Consider the following 24000-nt stretch of genomic DNA (forward strand, 5'->3'; position numbering starts at 1 on the left):
GCGCTAGCACCTGCATCGATATACTCAGAGCCAACGCCGTGTGTAATAGTGCTATCGCCATTTAGAGTAATAACCGGAGCTGTTGTATCTGGGGTTGGGGTTGGGGTTGGGGTTGGTGTAGGCTCTGCAGAATCACTACCACCACAAGCACTTAATACGAGTACTGATGATAATAATAATGGTGTTAGTAACTTTGAAGCAGGTGATTGTATTTTTGATGATGGTAAAGAGGATAACTTCATAAACCTTCCCTGTGTATTGTAAGTAAAACAAATTAGGTAATTTGTTTAATAAAAATAAATTAGTAAAGCGTTTTTAGACTTTGTCTTAAAAACCTCAGAGGTTATCAAGCTCTAAGCTGTAATTAAAACAGTCAAATGTAATGATACGTTTATCGATTAACATGCCCGTAAGCAGGCTAATCAACATTTTAGTAAGCTTTTCAGCAAACATGCCCGTAAACAAGATGTAAGCTTACCGTTAAGCAATTAACTTAGTATCTTAATCTCGCATCGATTACAGTGACTTAGACAAAGTCCTTTTCGTGCGCGAAATTAACATATTTTAAACTTAATTGACACCATAATAACTAAACTTGCTCATTATTGTGTAGTAAAAAAATGTACTCGTTTGTAACGCTACTTGTCATTAAATACAGATTAAGTAGCAGACACCGTTAATAAATTATATACGTGTTAATAGCTGCTAACGGTTAAGCATAATTTAAATGAGGATTTATTAGGTGAGTTAAAATTGAAGCGTGAGCCACGACCAATAATTTGATCGACAACGGTTAAATTTATACATTCCTTGTTAAACTTATCATCGAATAAATTATTTATATTTTTATAAAATAATTACTCATTAGTTGTTAATATATCAACTAAATATCGACTTTTCGTATGAGAAAAATAAGTTATTAAATCCATTTTTTACTCGCGTTATAATTATATTTATATTTTAACAAGCATATAAATTGATAATTTCTAGCGCGCTAAAAAATAGCATAAACTTCCCCAGCTGTATACTGCAGCCATTTAAAAAATTACGGGGTCTATTTGGTCGTATTACTTAGTCGTATAACATTGTATAACTATGCCTTACACTTGCTTTTCTTTGTATATAAACACCACTTACCTTGTTATATAATTGTAACAAAAAACCTAAAACCATAATAAATCATCTAATAAAATGATGTTGTTCAATACTTTTTGTTTAACAATGTTTGAATAAAACAACCGTTCACCCTTTAGTTTTTATCCGTTCAATTAACTAACAACACTTAAAAAATCAAAAAACAACGTGCATTTACCATTAAAGCCTAGTTATAATCCCTTGCAATAATATCATTGTATTCAACGGACTGTGGCGCAATAAAATGTTAACTTCACAAGGATTTAAAAGTAGAACTGGCCAACACTATACGTTACGCCTTTCTTGTAAAAGTAATCAGTTTACTGCATCAAAAGCTGAAGCTTTTACCAACCACAACTCTGCTTTACAATTTATTCACAACTTACAATTACCTCTGTTCTTTTTAGAGAGTCTTGCTCAAAGCAATAGTTTTTACAGCTACAGCAATTGGCGTAATGCTAACCCATGGGCAAAAATTGAAGACTATATCGCGCAAACATTACTGCAAGGCAGTATTAAAGCTTATAGTTGCGCATCACCAAATGCCCTTAACGAGTCACGTCAAATTAGAAGCTTTAAAGACGCTCAAGGTAAAAGTTTTGAGTTACAACCGGCCAGCGCTTTATTAATTGATATCGCTGCTGAAGTAAAACCCGTTACCGATACAAAAAGTGCCGAAAAAATACTACAAGAACTTGCTATTACAGCAGAATCTGCCGAAGTATTAACTAAATCTCTCAACATTCCAGCAAACAGCAGTAATAGCATTGACGCACTGAAAAACGCTTTAATCAATGGCGACATAGTCGTAAAAGAACAAGCACAAGCCCTAAAACCAAGTGGCGATGGCCAGTTTATTGAAGAAGTGGTTACACAAGCAACATCTCCTGCAAATTCAGCTCCCCCAGCAAAAGAAGAAAGCGCTGAAAAGAAGGAAAAAGAGGAAGAATGTGATTTTTATAATTTAAGACTTCATTGTCAGCATAAAGTCAACGGCGAAAGAAAGTTTGAATTAGATGTTATTAACAAGCAACCAAATCATAATGGCTCTCAATACGGTTTACAGGTAATTGCTCCACCTAAAACGCCAGATTACATTAGTGTATTGTTTAATGGTGTATGCCGACAAGGCTCTGATACCTGTGGTGGCATTAAAGTTTCAGGTCCAAATACGAGTAAGGTGATAACCGACAAAACGAGCTATTGCTTTAGCGTTGCACCTAAAAAACTAGGCACAAATGAGAGCTCAAATTCTTTTATTAACTTTCTCAAAACAAACCTTATTCCTAGCTTAGATGGCCTTCAATACGAAACCTATACCGTTGAAAGCCAAAGTTGTAATTCAGCACATTCACATAAAGCAATAATTCAAGCTTTCCCTTCATTTAAATGGGCAGGTGAAATAGCCATTGGTTATAAACAAGATGCAGATAAAACCTCTGAAAACACTTGGTATACCAAAGGGAAAATAGGCGGGAACATTGGTGAGCGCACCCTTTCTTACGACACTGAAACTAAAAATAAAGCTGAAGACTATTTCCCTGGTTTACAAGGCGTTTTAGGAAACACGCTATCACAATTAAGTAAGTTTTCAGAAGCTAAAGGAAACTTCGGCTCACTAGTTAAGTTTGATATTAACTCAGCTATTTCTCTAGGCGGTAGCCTTGATTTAGAAGAATCCACTAAAAACTATGATGTTGGCTTTGGTGGTGAAGTTGCTGTTAACCTTAACCCTTTATTTGGAGCAACAGTAAGCGTAGATATTTTTGATTGGTTAGCATTATCTACCGGAGGTCCAATTTTTCTAAAGTATAAAGAAATGGCGGCTAAAGGCGAAGATCATGCCGTAGTACTTAAAGCTGTAATTTCAGTTAAGGGCGATATCATTGCAAATTTAAAATGGAAAAAAGGCGTTGATGATAAATGGCTCAGTACCGAAGGCACCGTAAGCAGTCAAGCTGCTTTAGGTGTCACTATTGGGCTTGAAGCGGAAATTAGCGCTAAATCAAAAATATTCCTGACAGAAATAACCGTTTCGGTAGGTGCAAAAGCCGCGCTACAAGGTGCTAGAAGTAATGCTGAAGGCATAGGCATCATTAGTACCCTCACCGCAACTACAGCAGAAGATAAACCAGCCGTTTCGGGAAGCATTGCATTTACCGGCGCTACTCTTTATTACAGTTATTATGCTGAAGTTGGAGTGAGTGAAGCTAAGAGTGAAACTGTTCAAAGCACTAGTGATGATGAAACAGTTGAAAGGTCTAGAGGGGGTGATGACGATGCAGGTACTCCCGCAAGCTCAAGTGAATCAAAAGTTAGAGCAGGAAAAGAAAGTAAAATACCTATTTTCAAATACAGAGAGTGGCCTAAAATAAGTACCGTTAGCGAAGCAGTCATGATCGATCAAATCAAATTCTAATTATAGGTTAAAACAGGTTCGCAATGAAAAAAATTATAACTTTAATATTAACCGTAAACATAGTGTTTATAGCTTTTTACCTATCTGCTGCAGAGGATAACAGAATGACCATATTACAAAAACAACCCGTTTTCGACTTAAAAATCGAAGGTTTAGGGGCTATGTACTTTATAGAATTAAATGGAGTTAGAGTATTAAAACAGTATAATGCAGAAGGCAAAATTTCTACAAGAATCCCTGTAAATCATTATATGAGATCAGGTAGTAATACTTTAAAAATATTAACTTGGTCTGGTGATGAGTATCCAATTAACGAGCATGCTTATGTAAATTTAGAGCTTATTGTAAGTGAAAGTAGTCAACCAAATGTAGAGTACCCTATAAGTACGATTGTATTCGATAACACCCAAACAACAGAAGAAAAGTCGAGTAACAGTAGCCTATCAGGTAAATATAACTCTTTGAATGGGTTCTCCGCTTCTAGCTCTGGTGACGTAACTGTGGAAGATATCATGTATAAACAAGTTAAAAATGTATATACATATAGCCGCACGATAGATATACCTTCATCTTTACCTCTATGGGCATTTTTTTCTAGTGATAATTTACCTAATTACAATGGGATGGAAGATAATGAATATTATCAGAATGTAGATAACTTATTAGTTGAGTACATGAAAGTACAAGAAGCCATAAAAAATAATACCACTGATCAGATTATTTCTATGTTTGAAGAGCGAAATAAAGAGCTCGATGCCGCTTTTTATTACCCGCCTGGCACGTATGAAAATAAAATAAAAGTTGCGCTAAAAGATGCCGCAAATGATGATACCGCAGAATTGGTTTCTCTTAAGCCAAACGATATATTTTTTGACTTATCGAACAATAATAAATTAAATAGATTAGCTAGAAAAGGTAAAGGCCCTGCAATTGCCCTAAACTTCAAAGATATCGAAGGCTCCTATAGTTTCGACATGATCTTCCGCATGCAAGATGGAAAGTGGATTTTAACTAGATAAGTTAACCTCTATTTATTTCCACTAAAAACAAGCCATTTGCTAATTGATTCAGTAATTAACAAATGGCTTTTGTTTTTATGAGGTACAATTGATGCACTTACCATGTCGACACCCCGCATAGATTATGTGTTTTTATAACCTCACTAGGTTCTTTTATGCTTACTAAATACCCAAAATTACTAAAATTATTCAAACTGCTAGGTTCTATCATTCTAATCTTGGCATTTTTTGCGAATACCTTTGCTTTTTTCTTTATTTTTATTGTTGGCATTATAGTAGTTAATATTTTCAAGCCTTCTACCAAAAGTAACTTTTTAAAACTACAGGCTGTATTACCTACATCAAGTATTCGCTCGTTAGCTGTTGGTTTAGCTGAAATACAAGGTAAAACAAAATGTGCGGACTTAATACCAACTAAAATAGGTAATGGCAAGTGTATCGCCTACCTTTATACTGTGAAGCGAGAAACCAAAGACAGCGACGGAAAGTCTAGCTTTGAAGTTATCGATAACGAAAGTAAAACTTCTCCTTTTTTTATAGCTGATGACACCGGAAAAATAGAAATTAACACTGATGGTCTTGATTTTGTTTGGTTACCAGAGAAAGGCTCTTATCAGTCGGGTAATATGCATTACACACAGCGTGTACTTATGCCGAATGAAGAGGTGTTATTAATCGGCAACGTGAGCAGTAAAAACGGTAAACTTACCATGGAAAAAGATGAACACAATAATGTTTTTAATTTGACTCTTGCCTCTTCCGTTTCTCAATGGAACACTTACAAGCCTTTGCTAAATTCGCTGTATGTGTTTGGTGCGTTATGCTGTTTGGTTGCAATTGTGGTAATTAAGAGTGATGTATCCATCGAAGATGGGGTTGTTTTTTATAGTTTTAGTAATTTATTTGGGTGATTTATGACTGATATCGTAATTTTGGTAACACTAATAATATTAGGTATTTTTATCTTTAAATACTTAATGGACACATACAATCGATTAGTCATGCTTAACTTTAATACTGATAAAGCGTTCGCTAATATCGATGTGGTATTAATGCAGCGTGCAGAAGAGATACCAAACCTAGTCAAGCTTCTTAATAAACACATTGAATACGAAAAAAGCACTTTAGAAAAGCTCACACAACTTAGGGTAAGTTGCCAAACAGCTAAAAATCAAAATGATAAAGTTGCGGCTCATAACGAAATGACGTCTTTACTAGGAAATGTGCTTGCTGTTGCAGAGAACTACCCTGAACTTAGATCTAGCGAGTCTTTTTTAGGGCTGCAAAAAAGAGTATCAAAAATAGAAGATATTATTAGTGATCGCCGAGAGTTTTTTAACGAAAGTGTTAACTTATACAACATTGGTATTCATCAATTCCCCGATCTCTTTTTAGCCAAAATAATGAGTTATAAAGCGAAGTCTTTATTGATTATCAGTGAACAAGAGAAGCACTACGATGGAATTTAATTTTACGTTACCCCATTACCTTTTAAGTTTTATTAATTCTCAAGACGCAGAGATGTTACTCATTTTTATCTGTTGCTTTGGGATGTTATTTTTTATGCTTATTTTGGCATTATTAATGAAGCCGTTTCAACACTACATTAAATTATATACTGTGGTTTTGCTGCCAATATCCCTAACTTGGCCAATAAGCACCCTCTTTAGTGTTGTTTTATACCAGCTTGATGTTGAAGCCATTAAAGTAATAACGATGATAGTGTTAATTTATTTTTTAATGTTTGTATACTGCATGCTAAACCTAAAGCTCTTTGTAAAATACCAACTAGATTATGCTAATAAACAAAATTGATAACCACAGCTTACTAACACTCAAAACTTAAAAATTCTCGCAAGGAAGATATATGAGTAAAGTATTCATCAATTACCCGTAATATTTTTTGAGTATTTAGCACTTCAAGTGTAATATTATTGTTAATTTATATCTTCAATAAAAACACAATATATTAACAACCCAAGTATAAAAACATACATTAAAATATTATGGAGAAATACAATGCCGGGAATTAAAAGTACTATTAAAGATACCAGAAATATTAATTGGACCTATCAAGAGATTAGTCAAAGTAGAAATAGAGGTTTACATATTTGGGGGAGTGGCGGTAACTTCAGTAGAATAGTACGTCCTGATCCACACTCGGCTGATTCAAAATATTACAATAAAAAGCAAGTTAAATGGTATCAAGAAGCTGCAGAGCAAACTATTAACTTTTTTGTTGAAAATGGTAACTGGCCTAGCAGCATTGAAGTTAATGGTTACACATACACTTACCAATAATCGGCAACCGGTTACTTATCAAAATATAATATAAATGGGTAATACCTCTTGGTACTACCCATTTATTTTTACAACGTTTTATATTAAGTATTTAAATGTATACATAAATATAATTAAGACGGTAAAAACTCTATCGGATAAGTCACAGTAACCGCTTTTACGTTTGCAGCACCAAAGTTAAATTGCTTAACTCGAGAAACAATACGTGCTTCAAGACTTTTATCATCAAGCTCACTCGAAGCAATATTTACAGCAAGCACGCTACCTTCAGGAGAAATAGTTATTTCTAATACTATTTTCCCTTTTAAACCTGGGTTACTTCTACGTGCTTTACGATATAAAGCATGCAGCTTGCTTTTGTTTTTATCCATAACATAAGCAATATCTTCTTCTGGTCGGTAATTACCCGTACGTACAAAAGCCTCCTCTTTAGCCTTACTAGCTTCTGGTTTACCTTTAACTAAAGTAGTATCGGCACGAGCTGCTAATAATTGTTGTTGCGCCGCGGCTACCTGGGCTTGGTCTAACTTAACACCACTGCCACCGCTATTAAGTACCTTAGTAGAGCTAACACCACCACTGCCCTTTGTTGCGTTAGCAGCTAACAAAGCATCACGTTGGGCTTTACCAGCTTGATTACTACCTGTGTTTTTAGCAACTTTATTGCCTACCATAGCATCAATGCTTGAGGTATCCATTAAATCAGATAACTCATTGCTCAACGCTAACAAACCGCTTTCGCTGGCCACCTCACGAGCTTTTTCTTGTTTTTTAGTCAATACTTGCTCTTTTTTAACCTGCTGTTTTTTAACTTTGGGTTTGTCTTTTTCTGGCTCTGGCTCTTTTTTAATAACCTTAGGTTTAGGCGGTTCTTTTGGAATAACCTTAGGCTTAGGTTGAGGTTTGGGCTTTTCTAATATAAATTTAGCTACGCGCTCTGGTACAACTACTTTTGCTCGCTTAGTTTCTTTAGGCAGCTCTATCGAGCCCATATAAAGTCCTAAACCAACAAACAGTAATACAAAAATTGTGGCAAAAATAACAAATGATTTATCACTTTTACTTTGTGGATGCCAATCAAGCGCTAACTGTTGATAACTAGCAATTGTCATTAATATTACCCTTTGCCTTTAGCTGTTTGTACTGCGGCAAAAGCTATTTTGGTGTAATTAGTTTGACGACAACTGGCCAGTATTTTACGCAATAGTTGATAAGGAATATTTTCATCACCCATGATAGTTATAGCCTGCCCTTCAGTTGGTTCGGCTTGTGCGTATAAGCGATTTTCGGTTCTGAAATTTAATTCTGTTACCAATTCGTCAATGAGAATTTCATCACTGTCTTGTATTGATGCTATATCAACAACTTTCTTGCCTTGTACTAACACTGCTGAATCAGTGATACTGATAATGAGCGTTTCTTGAGGAACCTTGTCGGCAACAGATGTCGGCAATGTAATATCTTTACTACTAGGTAACTGCTGTGAGCCAGAGCTAACCAATAAAAAGAATACTAGGATTGTAAAAATATCCATCAATGACACGAGGTTTAACCCGCCGTGTTTATGAAGACCTTCAAAACTCGACATACGTTTTGAACGGCCGGATAACTTAGCTTTGCTCATAATATTTACTCTTTAGCACTTTTATTACTTGTTTCACTATTGGTATCAATGGTGTCATCAACAGCTTCGGCAGTAACCGGTTGGGCGTCACCGATAGAAATATCAGGAAATAGCACGACGGTTTCTACTTCAAATCCTGAAACGACATCGCCACTACGCACTTTATCCATCACTTTGATCATGGTTTTGTAGTCAACATCAGGCTCAAGTAGCAATGAAATACTGGTCTCATCAGGAAAGCGAGTTTTAATAGCAACCATGGCTTCAGTAAATTGTTTCCACTGGTTAGGTTTTTGACTGCGCTCAATACTTTTTATCAATCCAATGTTAGCATCTTGAATATCAAAGCTATTTTCGCGTACCACCAACTCTAATTGCAGCTTTACCTTTTCAGAGGTATCACCTTTTGCATCAAGCGCAGGTAAATTTAACTCAAGTACAGTTAGTCTTGAAAAAACGGCTGTGATCAACAGAAATGGGACTAATATCACCATTAAATTTAAAAAGGCGGTGATATTCAGCTCTTCAGCTTGTTGTATACCTTTTAAGCCTCTTTTTTTCATTTAATCTCTAACCATTAAGTTAAGGGCTTTAAGCGCAGATTTTTCAATACTGTCAACTAAGTGTGCTGTTTTAGTAATTAAAAATGAATGAATTAATAACAACGGAATAGCGGCAATCAAACCAAATGCTGTAGTGTTCATTGCAACCGCGATACTTGCAGATAATAAATCTGCTTTCTCAGCTGGATCTGCCTGTGCAACAGCCGTAAATGCTTGGATTAAACCGATAATAGTACCTAATAAACCAAGTAGCGTGGCTATATTAGCTAATGTTGCTAAGTAATGGGTACGTTGCGTTAACTGCGGCATTTCATCCATAATGCCTTCTTCTAATGCCGCTTCAATTACTTCACGGCTTTTGTTGTCAATATGGCGTGAAAATCCATAATTAAGCACATGAGCTATAGGCGTTTTTACTTCTGAAGTTAGCTTTACAGCACGTTGAAAATCTAACGCTTTTAGCATAGGCACAAGCTCTGACCATAATGCGTTAGTAGCTTTTTCCGTTTTGAGTAAATAAATAAATCGCTCAATAGCGATCACTAAACCTAGTGCAAAAACCAATAAAATCGGGTACATAAAAGTGCCACCCGCTTGAAATAATTTAACGATTTCCATGAAAATACCTTTTTATTAAATGTTTAAGTTATGTGTTAAAAGTTATATGTTTAAAGTTTTATTTACTGTTTACGTTGTTTGTTACTGTACATCCGTTATAAGTTCAAAATATATACATTAACGGTTATTGCTTCCCTTAATAAAATTAAGGCATTTATCTATTTTTCCTGCAAAATAAGGTTGTGTTTTATCAACATCATTCTGATTTAACTCATTTTCGTCATCAACTTGTTGAAACTCAACATGCTTGCCATTCACCTCATTTGCTTCAACACCAGTACTTTCATGTTGGTTTTTATCAAAATGAGGTACCGTATTGTTATTGTCGCCATTATTCATTACTGTTGCTTCAGATAAATGCGATGTAACGTTAAAAGGGGTTACGCCATTAATGTTTAAATCAAGGTTGTCTAATAGCTGCTTACGCTCATAACGATAGGTATCCACCGAGATACTATAATTAGCATGAGCTTTGCTGATCTTTCGTAATTGCTTTGAGCATTCAGTAATATTCATTATCTTACCTGACTAGTTTACTAGTTCATTTTCAATTTATTGATTAATAAGTGGGTTAATTATCAACTTAGTAATCTAAGTTTCTTCTTTGTATTAATTGCCCACTAAATCTCTAACTAAGCGAAAGCCTGTTACCTTGTCCGCTTCACCGGTGTGACTTATAGTTTCTTCACTGGTACAAACATCCATCGCGGTTTGGTATGAGCCGCCTACCGCTGCCACTTTTTTAGCTGAAACATAAACAAGCTCTTGTGCATTACCCGCATAATTAACCACTCCCCAGCTATTTTGTTTACCTGTAGTGGTTTTAATTAATTCATCACCTTTTTGGATACCACGAGAACTAATTTGACAGTTACGATTAGAGTCAAGTTGATTATCGTTAGACTTAGCCGCATGTAACCATTCACGTTTATGAGGTAAACGATAGGTTTTACCTGTGGCTTTATTCAACCAATCTATATAGCCAGTAATATTTGCTAAGCTAATATTAGTAACGGGTAGACGAGAGTCTGCACTGGTTATTTCACTACACGCTTGAGATTTATTACAATAAACATTGTATTGATAAATAGATACTTCATATTTACCAATAGCAAAGGGCTGAATTTTATCATTACCAGGAATAACAAGCATTGTTGGGCCTGTACCACCGACTTTAAGCGTGTCTTTACACACAGCACGATTGCCTCGAGCACCTAACCCCGCAATAGACATTTGACAGCCATCTAACTCTTTAATTTCAACGGCGGCTAATTCAGCGCTATCAGCAAAGAGTAATAAAGCATATCGCTTAGCATCTTTTGCATAATCTGGGCTAATCTGCCCCATAGAAACAATACAGGAAGCTAGGCTTTTGGTTATATCATTTTCTGCTTTTTGATAGCGTGAAAAGTCCAAAGTACGCAGTTTTTCAATGGCAATTTTAAAGTCTCGCATGTTCAAGCGTTGCGAACATTGCAGTTGCTCTTTTACGTTGTCCATGGCTAAGTTATATAAATTAGTGGTAGTTTTTTTATCAACTGCTTGCTCTTTTTTAGCAATAGCTTTTTCGGCATTAATTGCTGCTTTACGTTGTTTCTCTATTTCAGCAAGTCGCTTCGCTTCCGCTGCTTTTTTATCTGAGGCTGCTTTTTCAGCAAGTTTGGTTGCTAAGTTAAGTTTATATTGATCGAGCTCTGTTTGGTCATCGGTATAAGCTATGGCATTCTTAATTAATTCATTCGCACGAGTGAAACTTGTCGCTGAAATCGCTTTACCTATTTGCACTGAATACAACTGATAAATCTCTTCACGCTTAGTGAAGTACCATGGCGTTGGTTTTTCAGGAAATAAATCGGCCATTGACTGAACTTCTTCACGTAGTGAGGCCTGCCACTCTCTTGAAAAACTAGGTGATGCAATAAAACGTTCAATGTTTTCTTGTAACACTTGATAACGAATTTTAAACTCCATTTTATTCATTAATTCAGCTTGAGATACTTTAGGTAATTCAACTTTTGTCACTTCGTGATAAGCAAAACCAGCTAAACCTAAGGTTAATGCGATGCCAAACCACATACCGCCCGTGGAGGTTTTATGCTCTGTTATTTGCTTGTAAAACGCAGCGACAGAAACAATGCGATCTTTTCGTTCAAAAGCTAATGCCGCTTCAATGGCTTTCCAATAACGTTTTTTAATACCTTGAATTCGTTTAGGTTTTAATTTTTTATCGTAAGCTTCATCGGCAGGTAACCGAGTAAATGGATGATCACCTGTTAAAATTTCATACGCGATACAACCTAACGCATAAATATCGTCTCGTACGTCAGGTACTTGCCCTAACAACATTTCTCTACTGGCATATGCAGGCGTTAACGCACCAAGGTTGCCCGCATCAAATACCGTGCGGTCTTTTTCGTTATGGCTACGATCAATTTTTTGTACGGCGCGCGCAATACCAAAATCAAATATTTTAGCGGTGCCATTGTCAGTAACAAAAACGTTTCCTGGCTTTAAATCAGAATGAACAATATCTTCTTTATGTGCGTGTATTAACGCTTCACACATACCATATAAAATATTCCACGCTTCATTTCTAGGTAAGCCGGTGGCGTGATATTGCTTTACCATTTGATCAAGTGGTTGTCCTACCATGTATTCCATGGTCATAAAAACCACGTCACCATCACGGTCAAAATCGTATACTTTTACAGTATTTTGATTAGCAATATGTTGAGCTTTTTTCGCTTCACGCTGTAATGAAATAAAGGCTTCAGGATGAGTTCTAAACTCTTCACTTAATACTTTAATGGCAATGTAGGGATCTCTATCTTGCGCTTCAACTTTAAGTAAGTCTTTAGCTTTATACACAACTCCCATGCCACCAATACCTAGAATATCTTCTAGCTGAAAACGTCCTTTAAGTAGCTTTAACTTACCGTTAGCATTACTTGTGGTATCAACTGATAAATTGGGGGCGGTATTGTCTGAGTTATTACCTGATATAGTATCAAAAGCTTGAGCGTTTTCTTTAAAATCACTGCTTCCATTAATTAAATCAACAGCACTACCACCATTAGTTTGAGTGGTGGGTTCACTTGCTCTAATGCGCGGGGAAAAAATAGTTTTGTCTGAATTAACATCATCCACGCTTTCACTTGGTAAACCATTGTTACTAGTTACAGCATTAGGCGAAAATCGCGTGGCATCCTCTTCAAAATTTTTAACAGTCGGTTGAGGTGCTACTCGAGGTGCGAAAACAGTTTTGTCTGAATTAACGTCATTAATTTTGTTTTCAGTAGCAAATTTTTCTTGAGTTTGAGCTGTGCTAGGTGCAAAACGCGTAACATCATTTTGACTATTGTCAGTTTCAATCGTCGGTTTTACAGGTGCTCTAGGCGCGAATACAGTTTTATCTGTGCTTAGTTGAGCAGCATCAGTCGCGCTTTTTTCTTTAGCTAATGCTACCGCTTTGGCTATCTCTTGTGCTTTACTTTTAGAAATAGGCTTTCTAAATACAGTTTTTCCCGTATTATCTTCCGTGTTATCTTCCGTGTTATTGCTTTTTATATGAGCAGATTCTATTAGATCATCCGAGTGGCTTTTATCAACATATTCGTTAGAACTATTATGCTGCTCACTTTTATTATTATTATTGTTTTTATTATCTTGATTCGACATAGCTACTTATCAGTTACCGCATCATTATCTATCGACTCACTCTTATAGCGACTCACTAAATTTTATGACTGGGTAAGTACTCCATTACGCTTATACACTGACATTTTGATGAATGCCTTTGACTAAAACTACCGACACATTATCAGAGGCTTTATTATTTAATGCTGTTTGTATTAATTGATTTACTGAGCTATCTAAAGCACTTTCACGCAGACACTGCATTATTTCATCGTCTGTTACTGCGTTATATAAACCATCACTGCAAAGTAAAAACAAATCCCCTACTCTAACGTCAAACACGTCAACATCTATATCAAGTCGCTCAGAGGTACCTACAGCGCGAGTGATCACATTGGCTTCGGGATGATTTTTTGCTTCCTCTTCAGAGATTAAACCTTCGCTAACTAACTCAGCAACATGGCTATGATCTCTACTTATCTGGCTTAGTTTATTTTGTCTGAATCGATAAAGCCTTGAATCACCAGCCCATAAACAAACCCCAATATTACCTTTAATTAATAGCGACACAAATGTGCTACCAATAATTCGACCGTTGAGCTCAACTTTTGAATATTCTAATAATCGATTATTCGCATCGGTAACTGTGTTTTCAATGTCAGTTACAAAATTATCTAAATTAGCTTTTGACTGTAAGCGACTCAAGTTTTCAACGATCATTTGACTTGCAACACTACCGCCATCATGTCCGCCCATACCATCAGCAACTGTCCATAAGCATATTTCTGGCTGGCAAAGAAATGAGTCTTCATTTAAAGGTCTTACAGTACCAACATCTGTTGCGCCTTCGCTAACCCAAGTTAAGGGACGCCTTACTGTTATGTCATTCATAATTAATTCTTTCTTGTTTTAATGTCGCTGAATTAAGATTTTATTCATTGCGAATAACACTAATTAGCTATATAAGTTTTTGGCCAACCCCAATGCGCCCAGTTACCATCCATCATCGCGGGTAACTGACTGGCAGGTGGTAAACCTTGCACATTAAAAAGGCAAGGTGAGATATTCTCAGAGCCACTAGTAGACCAAACACTGTAACTGTTTAAGCTAGAAGTAAGTACACTATCAAGTAAATGTGCGTAAACAGTCATCGGCAATTCTTCGGCAAATGACAAGTCTATATGCTGACTAGATGTTGTTAATTGTTGGCCAGTTTTTTTGTAAGCCATAGGTACCATTAAGTCTTGATGGTTTGCTTGTTCCAGTAATTCTTCAAGGGTAAATTGACCATCTAGTGCCTGTAATGCAAGCTCTTCAAGATGAGCAAACCAGCGACTATTTGTCGACATAAACTCTAGTGGATTAACATTATTAGGTAATGGTACAACAAGAGTAAACGGGTAATAACGTCCAACTTGATCAACACTTGGCAATACAATGCCGGCCCAGTTATTTTCGTCAATAACACCTGAAGATAAAACAAAACGCCAAATTGGACTGGTTAAATAAATATCTAGCCAATGTTCGCCTATTTGTTCTTTTGAACTAGCAACAAAAAGTTGTAACCATTCATCCCAAGTAGTAAGAAACTTTGTTGGTAAGTTACGGTGAATAAAGTCACCATAACTTGGTAATTTACCATATAAACCTAAAGGGATTTCAACCTTCATTAGATCCTCTCTGGGCATTTAAATAAGCTTAACAATTGTTTTTCAAAAGGATTGTTAATGCTATTGGCTTTAATTTTATAAGTAATTTTGTATTGCGCGTCAAAAGACTGTTTTTCATCATCTGTATTATTAGCAATCGCATAAGTAACTAAATAGGTACTCGATTCATTCGTTTTAGTTAATTTAGATTGTGCTAAAAGCCTAAACCAAGCCCAAGGTCCTTCAAATGTTTCACTGTGTTGTTGTTCATTTAAGTCTTCAAAAACAATACGAACACGACTTTGCTCGCTATCAGCCGACCACTTTAATGACTTCCAAAATTTAGGACCATGACTATAAGCTATTCTGGTACTGCCTACTTCAAGCATAAATCTCACGTTATTTTTAGGCATAGCGTCAGGCTTTAAACTAAAGCCTAAGCTTGGTGTTTCAGCACTATCTCTAAACAACACGCTTTTAATTTCTAAAGCTCGCTCTATTTGTGACAATGTTGCTTTAGATAAGCCAAGGTTATATTTATCAACCGTTTTGTTCTGCCAACCACCACGTGTGGTGATAAACGGCTTTACGTTTTCTTGATAAAAGGTATCAACAGTGCCATTAGGTTTAAAGAAAGCGACAAAATCAAATAAGGCTATGTCATTACTTGAGTTTTTAGCTACAGGGTAACGCCCTTCAATACTATCCATGTACGGCTGATAAACAGTATTTCGCCATTCATTATTAATGTGCTGATGCGCTGATTTTAGTATTACTCTCCATGTTTCATCACCTAAACTAGTTAACCAACGTTTAACTGGTTTAGGCATGTTTTTAGCATAAGAATGCAAAGCGGTAATAGCATTATCGGCGCCATTTTGATATCGAGCTTTAACTAACTGAAAGGCTTTTCGACTAGGATCTGGTGATAAACTAATACCATTTATCAGTTCTTGCATCTGCGATATTTTAAGTAATGCTGTGTTAATAGCTGCAGGTTGCTTTTGGCTTTCGCGCAATAATACATTCAAGCTTCTATAGCGTTTATCTACACTTGTCCAATTGGCTTTAGATGCGGCAAAGCTTGCTAGCTCACCAGTAATACCGGTTTCATTATCATCAGATAAATTAGCTGCTGTTTGGCTTGATAATTGAGTATTTGCTGAAGTAACGTTCAGTATTGCAACAATAGGCGAATAAATAGGATCTGAAAAACTCGCTAATAAGTTACTTGCTTGTTGTATATTTTGAACGGGTTTGATATTTAACGCGTCGTATATTTGTTGCCAATATTTATTGTAATCAGCCAAGTAAAGATCTTTTACTTTATTACTGATGTCATCAAGATCATCACTCACAAAAGCAATATCTTGTGTTCCTTCATCATGTAATAACCAGCGTTCATTAGCAATGTTTACAATAAGATCTGAATCAGCAGAGAAGTCAATTGCATCGAAACTCGTTTTAGTAAAGAGCATCGGAATAGTTAAGTTAGCTTCTATCGCTGGCGTTATTTGGTAACTGTCTTGTACTGCTCCGCCCATTTCGGCAAGTATATTTATAGGTTGAGTATACTCTGCTTTACTACGTATACGCTGATAAATACGCTGCGAAATAGGCATGCGTAATAAACGATTACGCGTAGCCGCAACTAATGATTTATTAACTTTTGCAGGTTCAATTGGCAAGGCAAGTAATGCATTTAAATGCGCTTCAAGGGCGAGTTTGTTATCTGTTTGTTGTGAGTACTCATTTTGCCATTGTGTTAAAAACCACTCTTTAACTAATGCTTTATCCATATATTCAAGTTTGTTGAACATAATGTAGCTTCTAAAAGCGCTATAAAGCTGTTCATTAGTTGAATTATTCTTTAAATTTATCTCTAAGTACTGAATTAACTTAGGATAAAAAACATGGATTAAATGACTTTGGTAAGCAGCATTAGCAGCTTCATCGACGCCACTGTCGTACATACCTAAATTACTTAACCAAGGGCTTTTTTCTTGATCATAAACAATACTGGCTTTTGCTAAGGCATTTAGCGTCGGTAGAGTATTGCGAAGATCTGAAGACCAACGACTTTGGCTCTTAGCATTTTCTTGGTATTCTGCCGTATAACCTTTAACCTCATTCATGTAAGTTTCATGTTGAGTAAAAGCGCCAGCCCAAAGTACGACTAAAGCAACAGATATACCTGCCATCGTAGTATAGGCAATACGTTGCCCCCATTTGATGAGTTTTTCATAAAAACGATTAGAGCCAACCAGTTCAGATTCAGTAAAAATAACTTCCTTAAATAACTTTCCTAAGAAATAACTTTTACCTTGTTGTAAAGCAGAGTTTCCGCCCGTATTAGCAAAACCAAAGTTAGAGGACACCGAGGCCATTAATCGGTCAATAGGTGTACCGTCTTGTGTTCCACTAGTAAAATATACACCGCGTAGGTATGGCTGTAATTTATACCTATTTTGTACAAATGTTTGTTGAACAAAACCATCTACTAGCTCTTGTAAGTTTTCCATTTGCTGTGGAAAGCCTTGAATAGCACTACGACGCTTAATATCACGTTCATTGTGTACTCTAAATAATACTCGTTGATATAAGCCTTTAATTATATTTCGATATTCTTGGCTGAGCTTAGCAAAGTCAGGTGCTAATGATGGCTCTGGAGAATCAGGTAATGAAATACCTAGTACTTGTTCACGCTCCTCTTTACCTAAGTCTTCAAAAAACTCAGTAAAACCTGATACTAGATCGCATTTAGTAAACATTAGATATACGGGAAAACGCACTTCGAGTTTTTCCATTAACTCATCAATACGGGTACGAATAATTTTGGCGTGTTTAGCTCTTTCTTCTTCGGTTTGTGTTAATAACTCTTGTAAGCTAATGGCTACAATTGCACCATTAATAGGTCGTCTGCGACGATGTTTTTTAAGTAAGTTTAAAAAACCTTCCCACGCAGAGCTGTCAACAACCTTATGACTGTCTTGTGTGGTATATCTACCTGCTGTATCAATTAACACGGCGTCGTTAGTAAACCACCAATCACAATTTCGAGTACCACCAACCCCTTGTAATGCACCTTTACCAAATTGCTCTGCCAAAGGGAAGTCTAAACTTGAATTGACTAATGCTGTTGTTTTACCAGATCCAGGAGGACCAATAATAATATACCAAGGTAATTCATATAACGCGGCTTTAGCACCACGGCCATTAAAGTTAAGTTTTTTAAGAGTCGCAAGCGCTTGCGTAAAACGCTCGCTCATTTGTGTCATTTCATCTGATGTTTGATCGGCAATAATATCGCCCGCCGATGCTTCTTGAGAACTTTGTAAATCATTAACAAGATTGTTATTACTCTGCTTTTCTTGATGCTGAATTCTAAGATTGTTAATACCCCATAAAAGTGAGATCACTAATATAGTTATCAAGCGTGCGCTTTCTGACAATAATGGCGCACTATTCTCTTCACCAAATTTTATAGCTGGGCCAATAAACCAAATAAGTAAGGCGACTATGACTAAACCAAAAACGGAGATGACAATTCTATTTTTAAAAAAAGCTATGATATTTTTCATTGAATACTCAGGTGTTTTAAACGACTGCTATACCAAGCCTAACGTTATTGCACGTTAGATTTTGGTATGTCCTTAGCTATAGGGCTATTTTCATTTTTTATTTCAATTAGCTGTTGGCTTGTTGATGCTGAAGATTGATCTAACCAATATCTAAAGCCGGAATAAGTTAAGGCCATTAGCCCTACGACAACACTGGCAACAACCCACATAGGTACATAGTTTAAAAGGGTATTTCTTGAATTAGCCAATCCTTGCCAACATGGAGATAACGAACGTTCGTATTCGCCTCGATAGCTGCGAATAATATAAAACAGATCATCTCGTAACTGCTCTAACTGATCTCTTCCACGTGCCACAACGCGGTATTTGCCCTCGTAACCTAAGCTTAAACAAATATAGATAAGTTCAAGTACATCGATGTTTTCAGAAGGGTTATTACGTAATCGATCTAAAATGGCAAAAAACTTTTCACCACCAGCAGTTTCTTTATGAAAGATACCGAGTAATGTTCGTTGATTCCAAGCGCTTTCTGCGCCCCATGGAGTATTTAACACCGCTTCATCTAAAATGGTACAAAGTAGGTAGCGGGCAACCATAACGGTATCTTCTTTAACTCCCGCATTACGTGCTTTGATATCAAATTCTTTAATTTCACGATCAAGTTGTTGATGTAAACCACCAACATTGGGATGACTAAGGGACTCTCGCGTTTTTGAAAACACTGCCAATAAAGTAGAAGCAGCATTAACCAAAGGGTTAAGACCATAAGTTGTTGAAAAATCTTCAGGTATATTATGTCTGGGCATGCTCATAGGTTGAGCTTGCTGAGGTTGATATGGCGGAGCCATTGGTGGTGGACTAGCTGCCTGGTTATTAGCTACTTGGTTACTTGGAGCGCGGCCACCTGGCATTGGACGAACAACCGTACCATCACCGCGGTTAATCGGTTGTCTAAATACCGTTTTATCTTGGTTATCAGCTGACATAGTTATTCCTTTAAAGTCATTAAATTATTGGCGGATTGACCAAAGTTCAAGCTCTAATTCAGGAAAATCAGCGCCAATATGAAAAGCAAATCCACCAGAGTGACTAAGCTCTTTCCAAAAATCATTGTTTCTTTCTAATTCAAAGTAGCAATAACCAGCATGATATGGAATTTGTCTTGGTGCAACAGGTAAGGCTTTTAGAGGAATACCTGGCATAGCGGCATTTACTAATTGACGAATACGTTCAACAGGTCCGACTTTAACGGTAGCTGGAAATTGATTACGTAGTGTATTTTCTGGCATTTGTGCGCGAACCGCTAAAACAAACACTCCCGAGCTAAGTAAACTTCTATCAGTAATTTGCGCAACGCGAATACCAAATTTCTTTTCAACTAATGGCATTGATACAGCAGTTTGTTCATAAACCATGCTTAAACATTGTCTAAGTGAGGCCATAACTGGCGTAAAAGTTTGTTGTAGATTACCGTGTAGGTAGGCTGCAAAATTTGGTGGCCTTTTGGTTTCCGTAACAAATGTTGAAAACTCGCCGACCATTTGCACTAATTCTGCATAGAGTTCTAATGGATGTAGTGTTTGCAGTTTTGATAAATGTGTTGCTAGTGGTTCAAGTCTGTTGATCATTTGCAGCATCATATAATCTGCAATTTCAGCAGTTCCGCCACGTTGAGTATCCGCTAAGCGACCTGCAATAGACTCACCACGGTGATGAAGTAAACCAACAAGCTCGGTTAAAAAACCTGATAATTTTGCGGTTGCTGAGCAATCAAGCACTGTAGGAATATAATTATCATCCAGTAAAATATTACGATCTTCTCTGGTTTCAACAATTTTAAATAATGGAATGGTGGCATAACCACTTAAATCATCTGAGGCAAGTAATAAACGTAATCGTGGTTTACCTACCGCTATATCTAACGATTCCCCACCTTCGAACGAGACATCTCTAATGGCTTGTTTAGCAGAATAATAACGTGCTAGCCCTTGCGAGTCATCATTAGATAATATTTCAAGCGCACCAGGGCGTTTAACAGGAATCGCTAAGTAAACAAGCTGATTCGTAGTGTTTTCAGGTACTTCAAACACGTCAGGTCGGTCATTATGATCAGGAAAACTAAAAGGGCTACCATCGGGGAAAATTCCAGAGGCTCTACTCAAGGAAATTTTCCCTAGCTTTAGAAGATCTTTATCTAGCTCAACTAGACTTATTCCCCATGCATATGCCCCCATGGCTGAACATTTACCTTGAATATATCGTTCTAGGTAACGCTCTTGCTGTTGGAAATGGTGAGGATTTAAAAACATTCCTTCTGACCAAACTACTTTACTATCTAGTGACATAAATTCCTGCTACTTTTATTATTATTCCATTTAAGGGGTTTAGACATAAACGTTATTTTAAAATAACCATTTGATTATTAGACAAGTACACTTTTGCAGTAGAGCTAACAACATTGGTTTCTGCAACCGGTATAATGACTTTATATTTAGCATCTTCATAGGCTAAAAATTCTGCATATAATCCAACAAATTTCGTTCCTTTGCTTAAAACAAATGTAGACGCTCTGTCTTCGCCTGGCTGAATTGGTTTTAATCTCAGCTGGCTGATCATGGTTTTACCTAAAACCTCTGTATCTCTTTCATATAAATCAATAAAGTTAGCATTTTCAAAAGCTTTGGTCGATTTCAGCTCGTACATACGAACAATCAAAGGTGATGATACTTGATTATCATCAGGGTTTAGTTGTTTACTCACTGAAAAATTTACTTTTAAATCGGTATCAAGATCGAGTAAACCACCAACTTTACTATTCATTGAGCTACATGATGAAAGTAAGAGCATTAATGCCGCCACTGAGAATAATACCGAAAATTTATGTTTTATTTTTTGTGTAAGCTGTTGTTGAATCATCTTTATCCCATTTTTAATTTAATAACTATCTTTATAAATTTTAAGCTTTTATTGAATATTTATGTTGAATAAAATTATCCTAGCTCAATATTCAAATTAGCTAAGTGGTTCATTTTTTTTCGTCATCCGTAACTGAAAGCCTAGCACTAATTAAATGCTGCATTTGTTCTTCATAAGCCTGAACAAAATCATAACCAAATAAATGTTGAAAAGAGTCGTCAATATTTTCCGTTAAGCCTTGATGATATTCTTTATATGCAGACCAACGTTTACCTTTTTGACCAATACTTAACAAACTTGATGTTTTATATTTTTCGAAGCGATTTTCTAAATTATTAGGGTCAAATCGGTCGATCATTCCTCTAAACGCAGCTTGCATACCTGCAATTACAGCAACTTGGTGCTCTGCAATGCCTTGAAACCCCTCTTTAACTGCATCAATAGGTTGCTTGTAAGCGTTATTCTCTTTAATAAACATATTTTCCATAGCGTCATCAATATTCGCTGAGAATTTTAAAGGGTTATTTTCAATAGATTGTATTGTCGTGACATTAATTCTAAATTCTTCTTTGATTTTCTTTCTAAACTTCAATACTCGCATCATACCTTGCATGGTTTCACGCATTAATAATCCGACGGTATTATTTATTTGTGCCACTTTGGCATCACTTAAATTCCACTTTTCTAGACCCATAGCGTTAACAACACTTTGTGTTTCTTTGCTCGTGGTATTGCTGGTTGGCTGTTGAGTAGCGGCCTGGCGGTTTGTAGCTATTTCAGCTTGAGATAATTGCAGTTTTAATTGTTCAACTTCAAGTTTTAACTGTTGATTTTGTAACTCTAGTTGCACATATTCAGCTTCAGTACGTTGTTTTACTTTTTGTTCTACCGCTGACGACGCTGCCTGATTAGCTATTGATATTGGTGCTTCAACTGATTGATTAGTTGTTTGTTGACCTGCTACGTCATAATTCTGAACAGCAGATTTTGCCATAGGCGCAGGATTAACCGGCATAGGCGGAGCAACTGGAGGCATAAAGTCTGACATTAAATCATCATCATCCCAATCATCAGGGATTAAACTTGTATCGTGATTTACAGAAGGCCAACTAATTGAATCTGTAGCTGCACTATTACTTTCAATTGACGTACTGGTACTTGCTGTAAAGCTATCAGGGATATTGTTTCGCTGAGAGATACTGTCTTTAGATAATGAGTCTTGAGAGAAGCTTTCAAGCCCCTTCACTGGTTGAGCAAAAGGATCGTTCGTCGCTTTTGCGTTATCTAGTAATTCAAGTGGGTCTATTTGCTCTGCATCATAGCTTGAAATAGAAGAATCAGCTGAGCTATTTTGTTTAACGCCAGAAGCAAAAGGGTCATTGCCTGAAGCGTTAGAGGACATAAAGTCATCTTGTTCAAAAGCTGGTGAATGTAGATCATCAAAATCAGCAAAGGGATCTGAGCCTACATTTGCACCATTAGGTGTTGAGAACTGTCCTGTTCCAGACATAGCATTGGCAATATTAGCTATAAACTCATAATCGCTAATTGTAAATTGATCACCATCATTTATAACAATTTGGTTTCCATTACCTAAAGGCTCTGAAGCGCCATTAATGAAAGTACCGTTAGTACTTAAATCAGTTATATAATATTGATTTGCCACAGAAGTAATTTTGGCATGAACCGATGACATGTATTTATTAGGATCATCTAAGACCCAAAAGTTGTTGTTTCCGCGTCCTAGCGTACCACCCTCAGCAGGAAATGTATGGCTAGTTTGACCTACATTAGCATTGCTGGGTGAGTTAATAATGGTTATTTCAATTGGCATAAGATCATTCCTTGATAAGGAACCTCATCATCATTAATCCAAGAACATCATGTTCTTATTTATGTCAGTCACTATCAATCTATAATTAAATATCTACTAATTAACAAAGCGATAACAGTCACTACTGCTTATTTTATATTTTATTTCTGTACGGCTAAGCATAATAATCAAGCAAATCTAACGTTATATAAATGTTAAACTTGTTAGCTTTTACTTAAGCTATAAATACCAAACAGCTAATATTTTAACGGTTAAAAACACATTGAGCATAATAAATTATAACGCTCCAAAAATGAGTCTATTACCTTTTAGCGCTATAGGTTAACTTGATTTTATAGTTTTATGTAGCCGTATTATTTTCCTAAACTTATTCAGAAACAACATAAAAATCGACTACTCATGTTACAGATGATTAAATGTAAAAGCTATCAAAATTAATATGCTAGCGTTAAGAATTTCGACCCCATGATTACTTACTCAATTCTATAAGCTTTAGTTTCACGTTTGCCCCCTTTAATTAAGTTTAAGAATTACGTTTAATTTTACTTGAGCCGCTTTACTTAACAGCAGTAAATATATTTGAATTTAAACTTTTTATCGAAAGCCCTAAACCTCGCTTACCTAGCGATGTAAGCAGACTGTTAATAATTATTTAGCGAGACTCTTGCAAATAAAGCCATTACATAATAATCTTCTCTGCCTGACG

General features: G+C 36.2%; 18 protein-coding genes and 1 pseudogene. 5 read left to right on the forward strand and 14 right to left on the reverse strand.

Features of this window, described 5'->3' with window-relative positions; genetic code table 11:
• Positions 1–242, reverse strand: a pseudogene (locus tag CWS31_RS10015) (DUF5011 domain-containing protein); the annotation flags it as partial.
• A 1136-nt stretch (positions 243–1378) separates the two neighbouring features.
• On the opposite strand from CWS31_RS10015, the gene CWS31_RS10020 reads away from it, so the two are divergent.
• The 5 genes from CWS31_RS10020 (at position 1379) to CWS31_RS10040 (ending at position 6873) form a co-directional block, all read left to right on the forward strand.
• The gene (locus CWS31_RS10020; protein WP_101344942.1) at positions 1379–3553 is read left to right on the forward strand and encodes a hypothetical protein; all 2175 of its coding nucleotides are present in this window, start codon (positions 1379–1381) and stop codon (positions 3551–3553) included.
• A gap of 104 nt (positions 3554–3657) precedes the next feature.
• Positions 3658–4572: a hypothetical protein gene (locus CWS31_RS10025; protein WP_148747755.1), complete on the forward strand. Its 915-nt coding sequence runs from the start codon at positions 3658–3660 to the stop codon at positions 4570–4572.
• Between the two features lie 155 nt (positions 4573–4727).
• Entirely contained in the window at positions 4728–5483 is a 756-nt protein-coding gene (locus CWS31_RS10030; RefSeq protein WP_101344944.1) for a hypothetical protein, read from the forward strand.
• 3 nt (positions 5484–5486) lie between these two features.
• The gene (locus CWS31_RS10035; protein ID WP_101344945.1) at positions 5487–6041 is read left to right on the forward strand and encodes a LemA family protein; all 555 of its coding nucleotides are present in this window, start codon (positions 5487–5489) and stop codon (positions 6039–6041) included.
• A gap of 550 nt (positions 6042–6591) precedes the next feature.
• Entirely contained in the window at positions 6592–6873 is a 282-nt protein-coding gene (locus CWS31_RS10040) for a hypothetical protein (RefSeq protein WP_101344947.1), read from the forward strand.
• A gap of 113 nt (positions 6874–6986) precedes the next feature.
• On the opposite strand, the gene CWS31_RS10045 is transcribed toward CWS31_RS10040, so the two are convergent.
• The 13 genes from CWS31_RS10045 to tagH all read right to left on the reverse strand — a co-directional run bounded on the left by CWS31_RS10045 (position 6987) and on the right by tagH (position 23294).
• Positions 6987–7985 carry an AgmX/PglI C-terminal domain-containing protein gene (locus CWS31_RS10045; RefSeq protein WP_101344948.1) on the reverse strand — a complete coding sequence of 333 codons (999 nt, stop codon included), beginning with the start codon at positions 7983–7985 and terminating at the stop codon, positions 6987–6989.
• A gap of 5 nt (positions 7986–7990) precedes the next feature.
• On the reverse strand, positions 7991–8497 hold the full coding sequence (locus CWS31_RS10050) for an ExbD/TolR family protein (RefSeq protein ID WP_101344949.1): 507 nt from the start codon (positions 8495–8497) through the stop codon (positions 7991–7993).
• A gap of 5 nt (positions 8498–8502) precedes the next feature.
• Positions 8503–9060: an ExbD/TolR family protein gene (locus CWS31_RS10055; RefSeq protein ID WP_101344950.1), complete on the reverse strand. Its 558-nt coding sequence runs from the start codon at positions 9058–9060 to the stop codon at positions 8503–8505.
• Complete coding sequence (locus CWS31_RS10060; RefSeq protein ID WP_101344951.1) at positions 9061–9678, reverse strand: MotA/TolQ/ExbB proton channel family protein; 618 nt, start codon at positions 9676–9678, stop codon at positions 9061–9063.
• A 117-nt stretch (positions 9679–9795) separates the two neighbouring features.
• Positions 9796–10194, reverse strand: coding sequence for a hypothetical protein (locus CWS31_RS10065; protein WP_101344952.1), 399 nt, complete (start codon positions 10192–10194; stop codon positions 9796–9798).
• A gap of 93 nt (positions 10195–10287) precedes the next feature.
• On the reverse strand, positions 10288–13356 hold the full coding sequence (locus CWS31_RS10070) for a bifunctional serine/threonine-protein kinase/formylglycine-generating enzyme family protein (protein WP_101344953.1): 3069 nt from the start codon (positions 13354–13356) through the stop codon (positions 10288–10290).
• Positions 13357–13446: 90 nt separating this feature from the next.
• Complete coding sequence (locus tag CWS31_RS10075) at positions 13447–14205, reverse strand: PP2C family protein-serine/threonine phosphatase (protein WP_101344954.1); 759 nt, start codon at positions 14203–14205, stop codon at positions 13447–13449.
• Between the two features lie 59 nt (positions 14206–14264).
• A complete protein-coding gene (gene tagF, locus CWS31_RS10080; protein WP_170252849.1) occupies positions 14265–14984 on the reverse strand; it encodes a type VI secretion system-associated protein TagF in 720 nt (239 codons plus the stop codon).
• Positions 14984–18544, reverse strand: coding sequence for a type VI secretion system membrane subunit TssM (gene tssM / locus CWS31_RS10085; protein ID WP_101344956.1), 3561 nt, complete (start codon positions 18542–18544; stop codon positions 14984–14986). The genes tagF and tssM overlap by 1 nt, the downstream gene beginning before the upstream one ends.
• 44 nt (positions 18545–18588) lie before the next feature.
• The gene (icmH, locus tag CWS31_RS10090) at positions 18589–19530 is read right to left on the reverse strand and encodes a type IVB secretion system protein IcmH/DotU (RefSeq protein ID WP_211355821.1); all 942 of its coding nucleotides are present in this window, start codon (positions 19528–19530) and stop codon (positions 18589–18591) included.
• 24 nt (positions 19531–19554) lie between these two features.
• On the reverse strand, positions 19555–20889 hold the full coding sequence (tssK, locus tag CWS31_RS10095; RefSeq protein ID WP_101344957.1) for a type VI secretion system baseplate subunit TssK: 1335 nt from the start codon (positions 20887–20889) through the stop codon (positions 19555–19557).
• A 52-nt stretch (positions 20890–20941) separates the two neighbouring features.
• Positions 20942–21460, reverse strand: a complete 519-nt coding sequence (tssJ, locus tag CWS31_RS10100) for a type VI secretion system lipoprotein TssJ (protein WP_101344958.1) — start codon at positions 21458–21460, stop codon at positions 20942–20944.
• Positions 21461–21569: 109 nt separating this feature from the next.
• A complete protein-coding gene (gene tagH / locus CWS31_RS10105) occupies positions 21570–23294 on the reverse strand; it encodes a type VI secretion system-associated FHA domain protein TagH (RefSeq protein WP_101344959.1) in 1725 nt (574 codons plus the stop codon).
• Positions 23295–24000: the final 706 nt, after the last annotated feature.

Source organism: Colwellia echini, assembly GCF_002843355.2.
GTDB classification, from domain to species: Bacteria; Pseudomonadota; Gammaproteobacteria; order Enterobacterales; family Alteromonadaceae; genus Colwellia; species Colwellia echini.

Coding starts and splice junctions, on each gene's coding strand:
- CWS31_RS10020 (WP_101344942.1), top strand. CDS start 1,379: ATGTTAACTTCACAAGGATTTAAAAGTAGAACTGGCCAACACTATACG.
- CWS31_RS10025 (WP_148747755.1), top strand. CDS start 3,658: ATGACCATATTACAAAAACAACCCGTTTTCGACTTAAAAATCGAAGGT.
- CWS31_RS10030 (WP_101344944.1), top strand. CDS start 4,728: ATGCTTACTAAATACCCAAAATTACTAAAATTATTCAAACTGCTAGGT.
- CWS31_RS10035 (WP_101344945.1), top strand. CDS start 5,487: ATGACTGATATCGTAATTTTGGTAACACTAATAATATTAGGTATTTTT.
- CWS31_RS10040 (WP_101344947.1), top strand. CDS start 6,592: ATGCCGGGAATTAAAAGTACTATTAAAGATACCAGAAATATTAATTGG.
- CWS31_RS10045 (WP_101344948.1), bottom strand. CDS start 7,985: ATGACAATTGCTAGTTATCAACAGTTAGCGCTTGATTGGCATCCACAA.
- CWS31_RS10050 (WP_101344949.1), bottom strand. CDS start 8,497: ATGAGCAAAGCTAAGTTATCCGGCCGTTCAAAACGTATGTCGAGTTTT.
- CWS31_RS10055 (WP_101344950.1), bottom strand. CDS start 9,060: ATGAAAAAAAGAGGCTTAAAAGGTATACAACAAGCTGAAGAGCTGAAT.
- CWS31_RS10060 (WP_101344951.1), bottom strand. CDS start 9,678: ATGGAAATCGTTAAATTATTTCAAGCGGGTGGCACTTTTATGTACCCG.
- CWS31_RS10065 (WP_101344952.1), bottom strand. CDS start 10,194: ATGAATATTACTGAATGCTCAAAGCAATTACGAAAGATCAGCAAAGCT.
- CWS31_RS10070 (WP_101344953.1), bottom strand. CDS start 13,356: ATGTCGAATCAAGATAATAAAAACAATAATAATAATAAAAGTGAGCAG.
- CWS31_RS10075 (WP_101344954.1), bottom strand. CDS start 14,205: ATGAATGACATAACAGTAAGGCGTCCCTTAACTTGGGTTAGCGAAGGC.
- tagF (WP_170252849.1), bottom strand. CDS start 14,984: ATGAAGGTTGAAATCCCTTTAGGTTTATATGGTAAATTACCAAGTTAT.
- tssM (WP_101344956.1), bottom strand. CDS start 18,544: ATGAAAAATATCATAGCTTTTTTTAAAAATAGAATTGTCATCTCCGTT.
- icmH (WP_211355821.1), bottom strand. CDS start 19,530: ATGTCAGCTGATAACCAAGATAAAACGGTATTTAGACAACCGATTAAC.
- tssK (WP_101344957.1), bottom strand. CDS start 20,889: ATGTCACTAGATAGTAAAGTAGTTTGGTCAGAAGGAATGTTTTTAAAT.
- tssJ (WP_101344958.1), bottom strand. CDS start 21,460: ATGATTCAACAACAGCTTACACAAAAAATAAAACATAAATTTTCGGTA.
- tagH (WP_101344959.1), bottom strand. CDS start 23,294: ATGCCAATTGAAATAACCATTATTAACTCACCCAGCAATGCTAATGTA.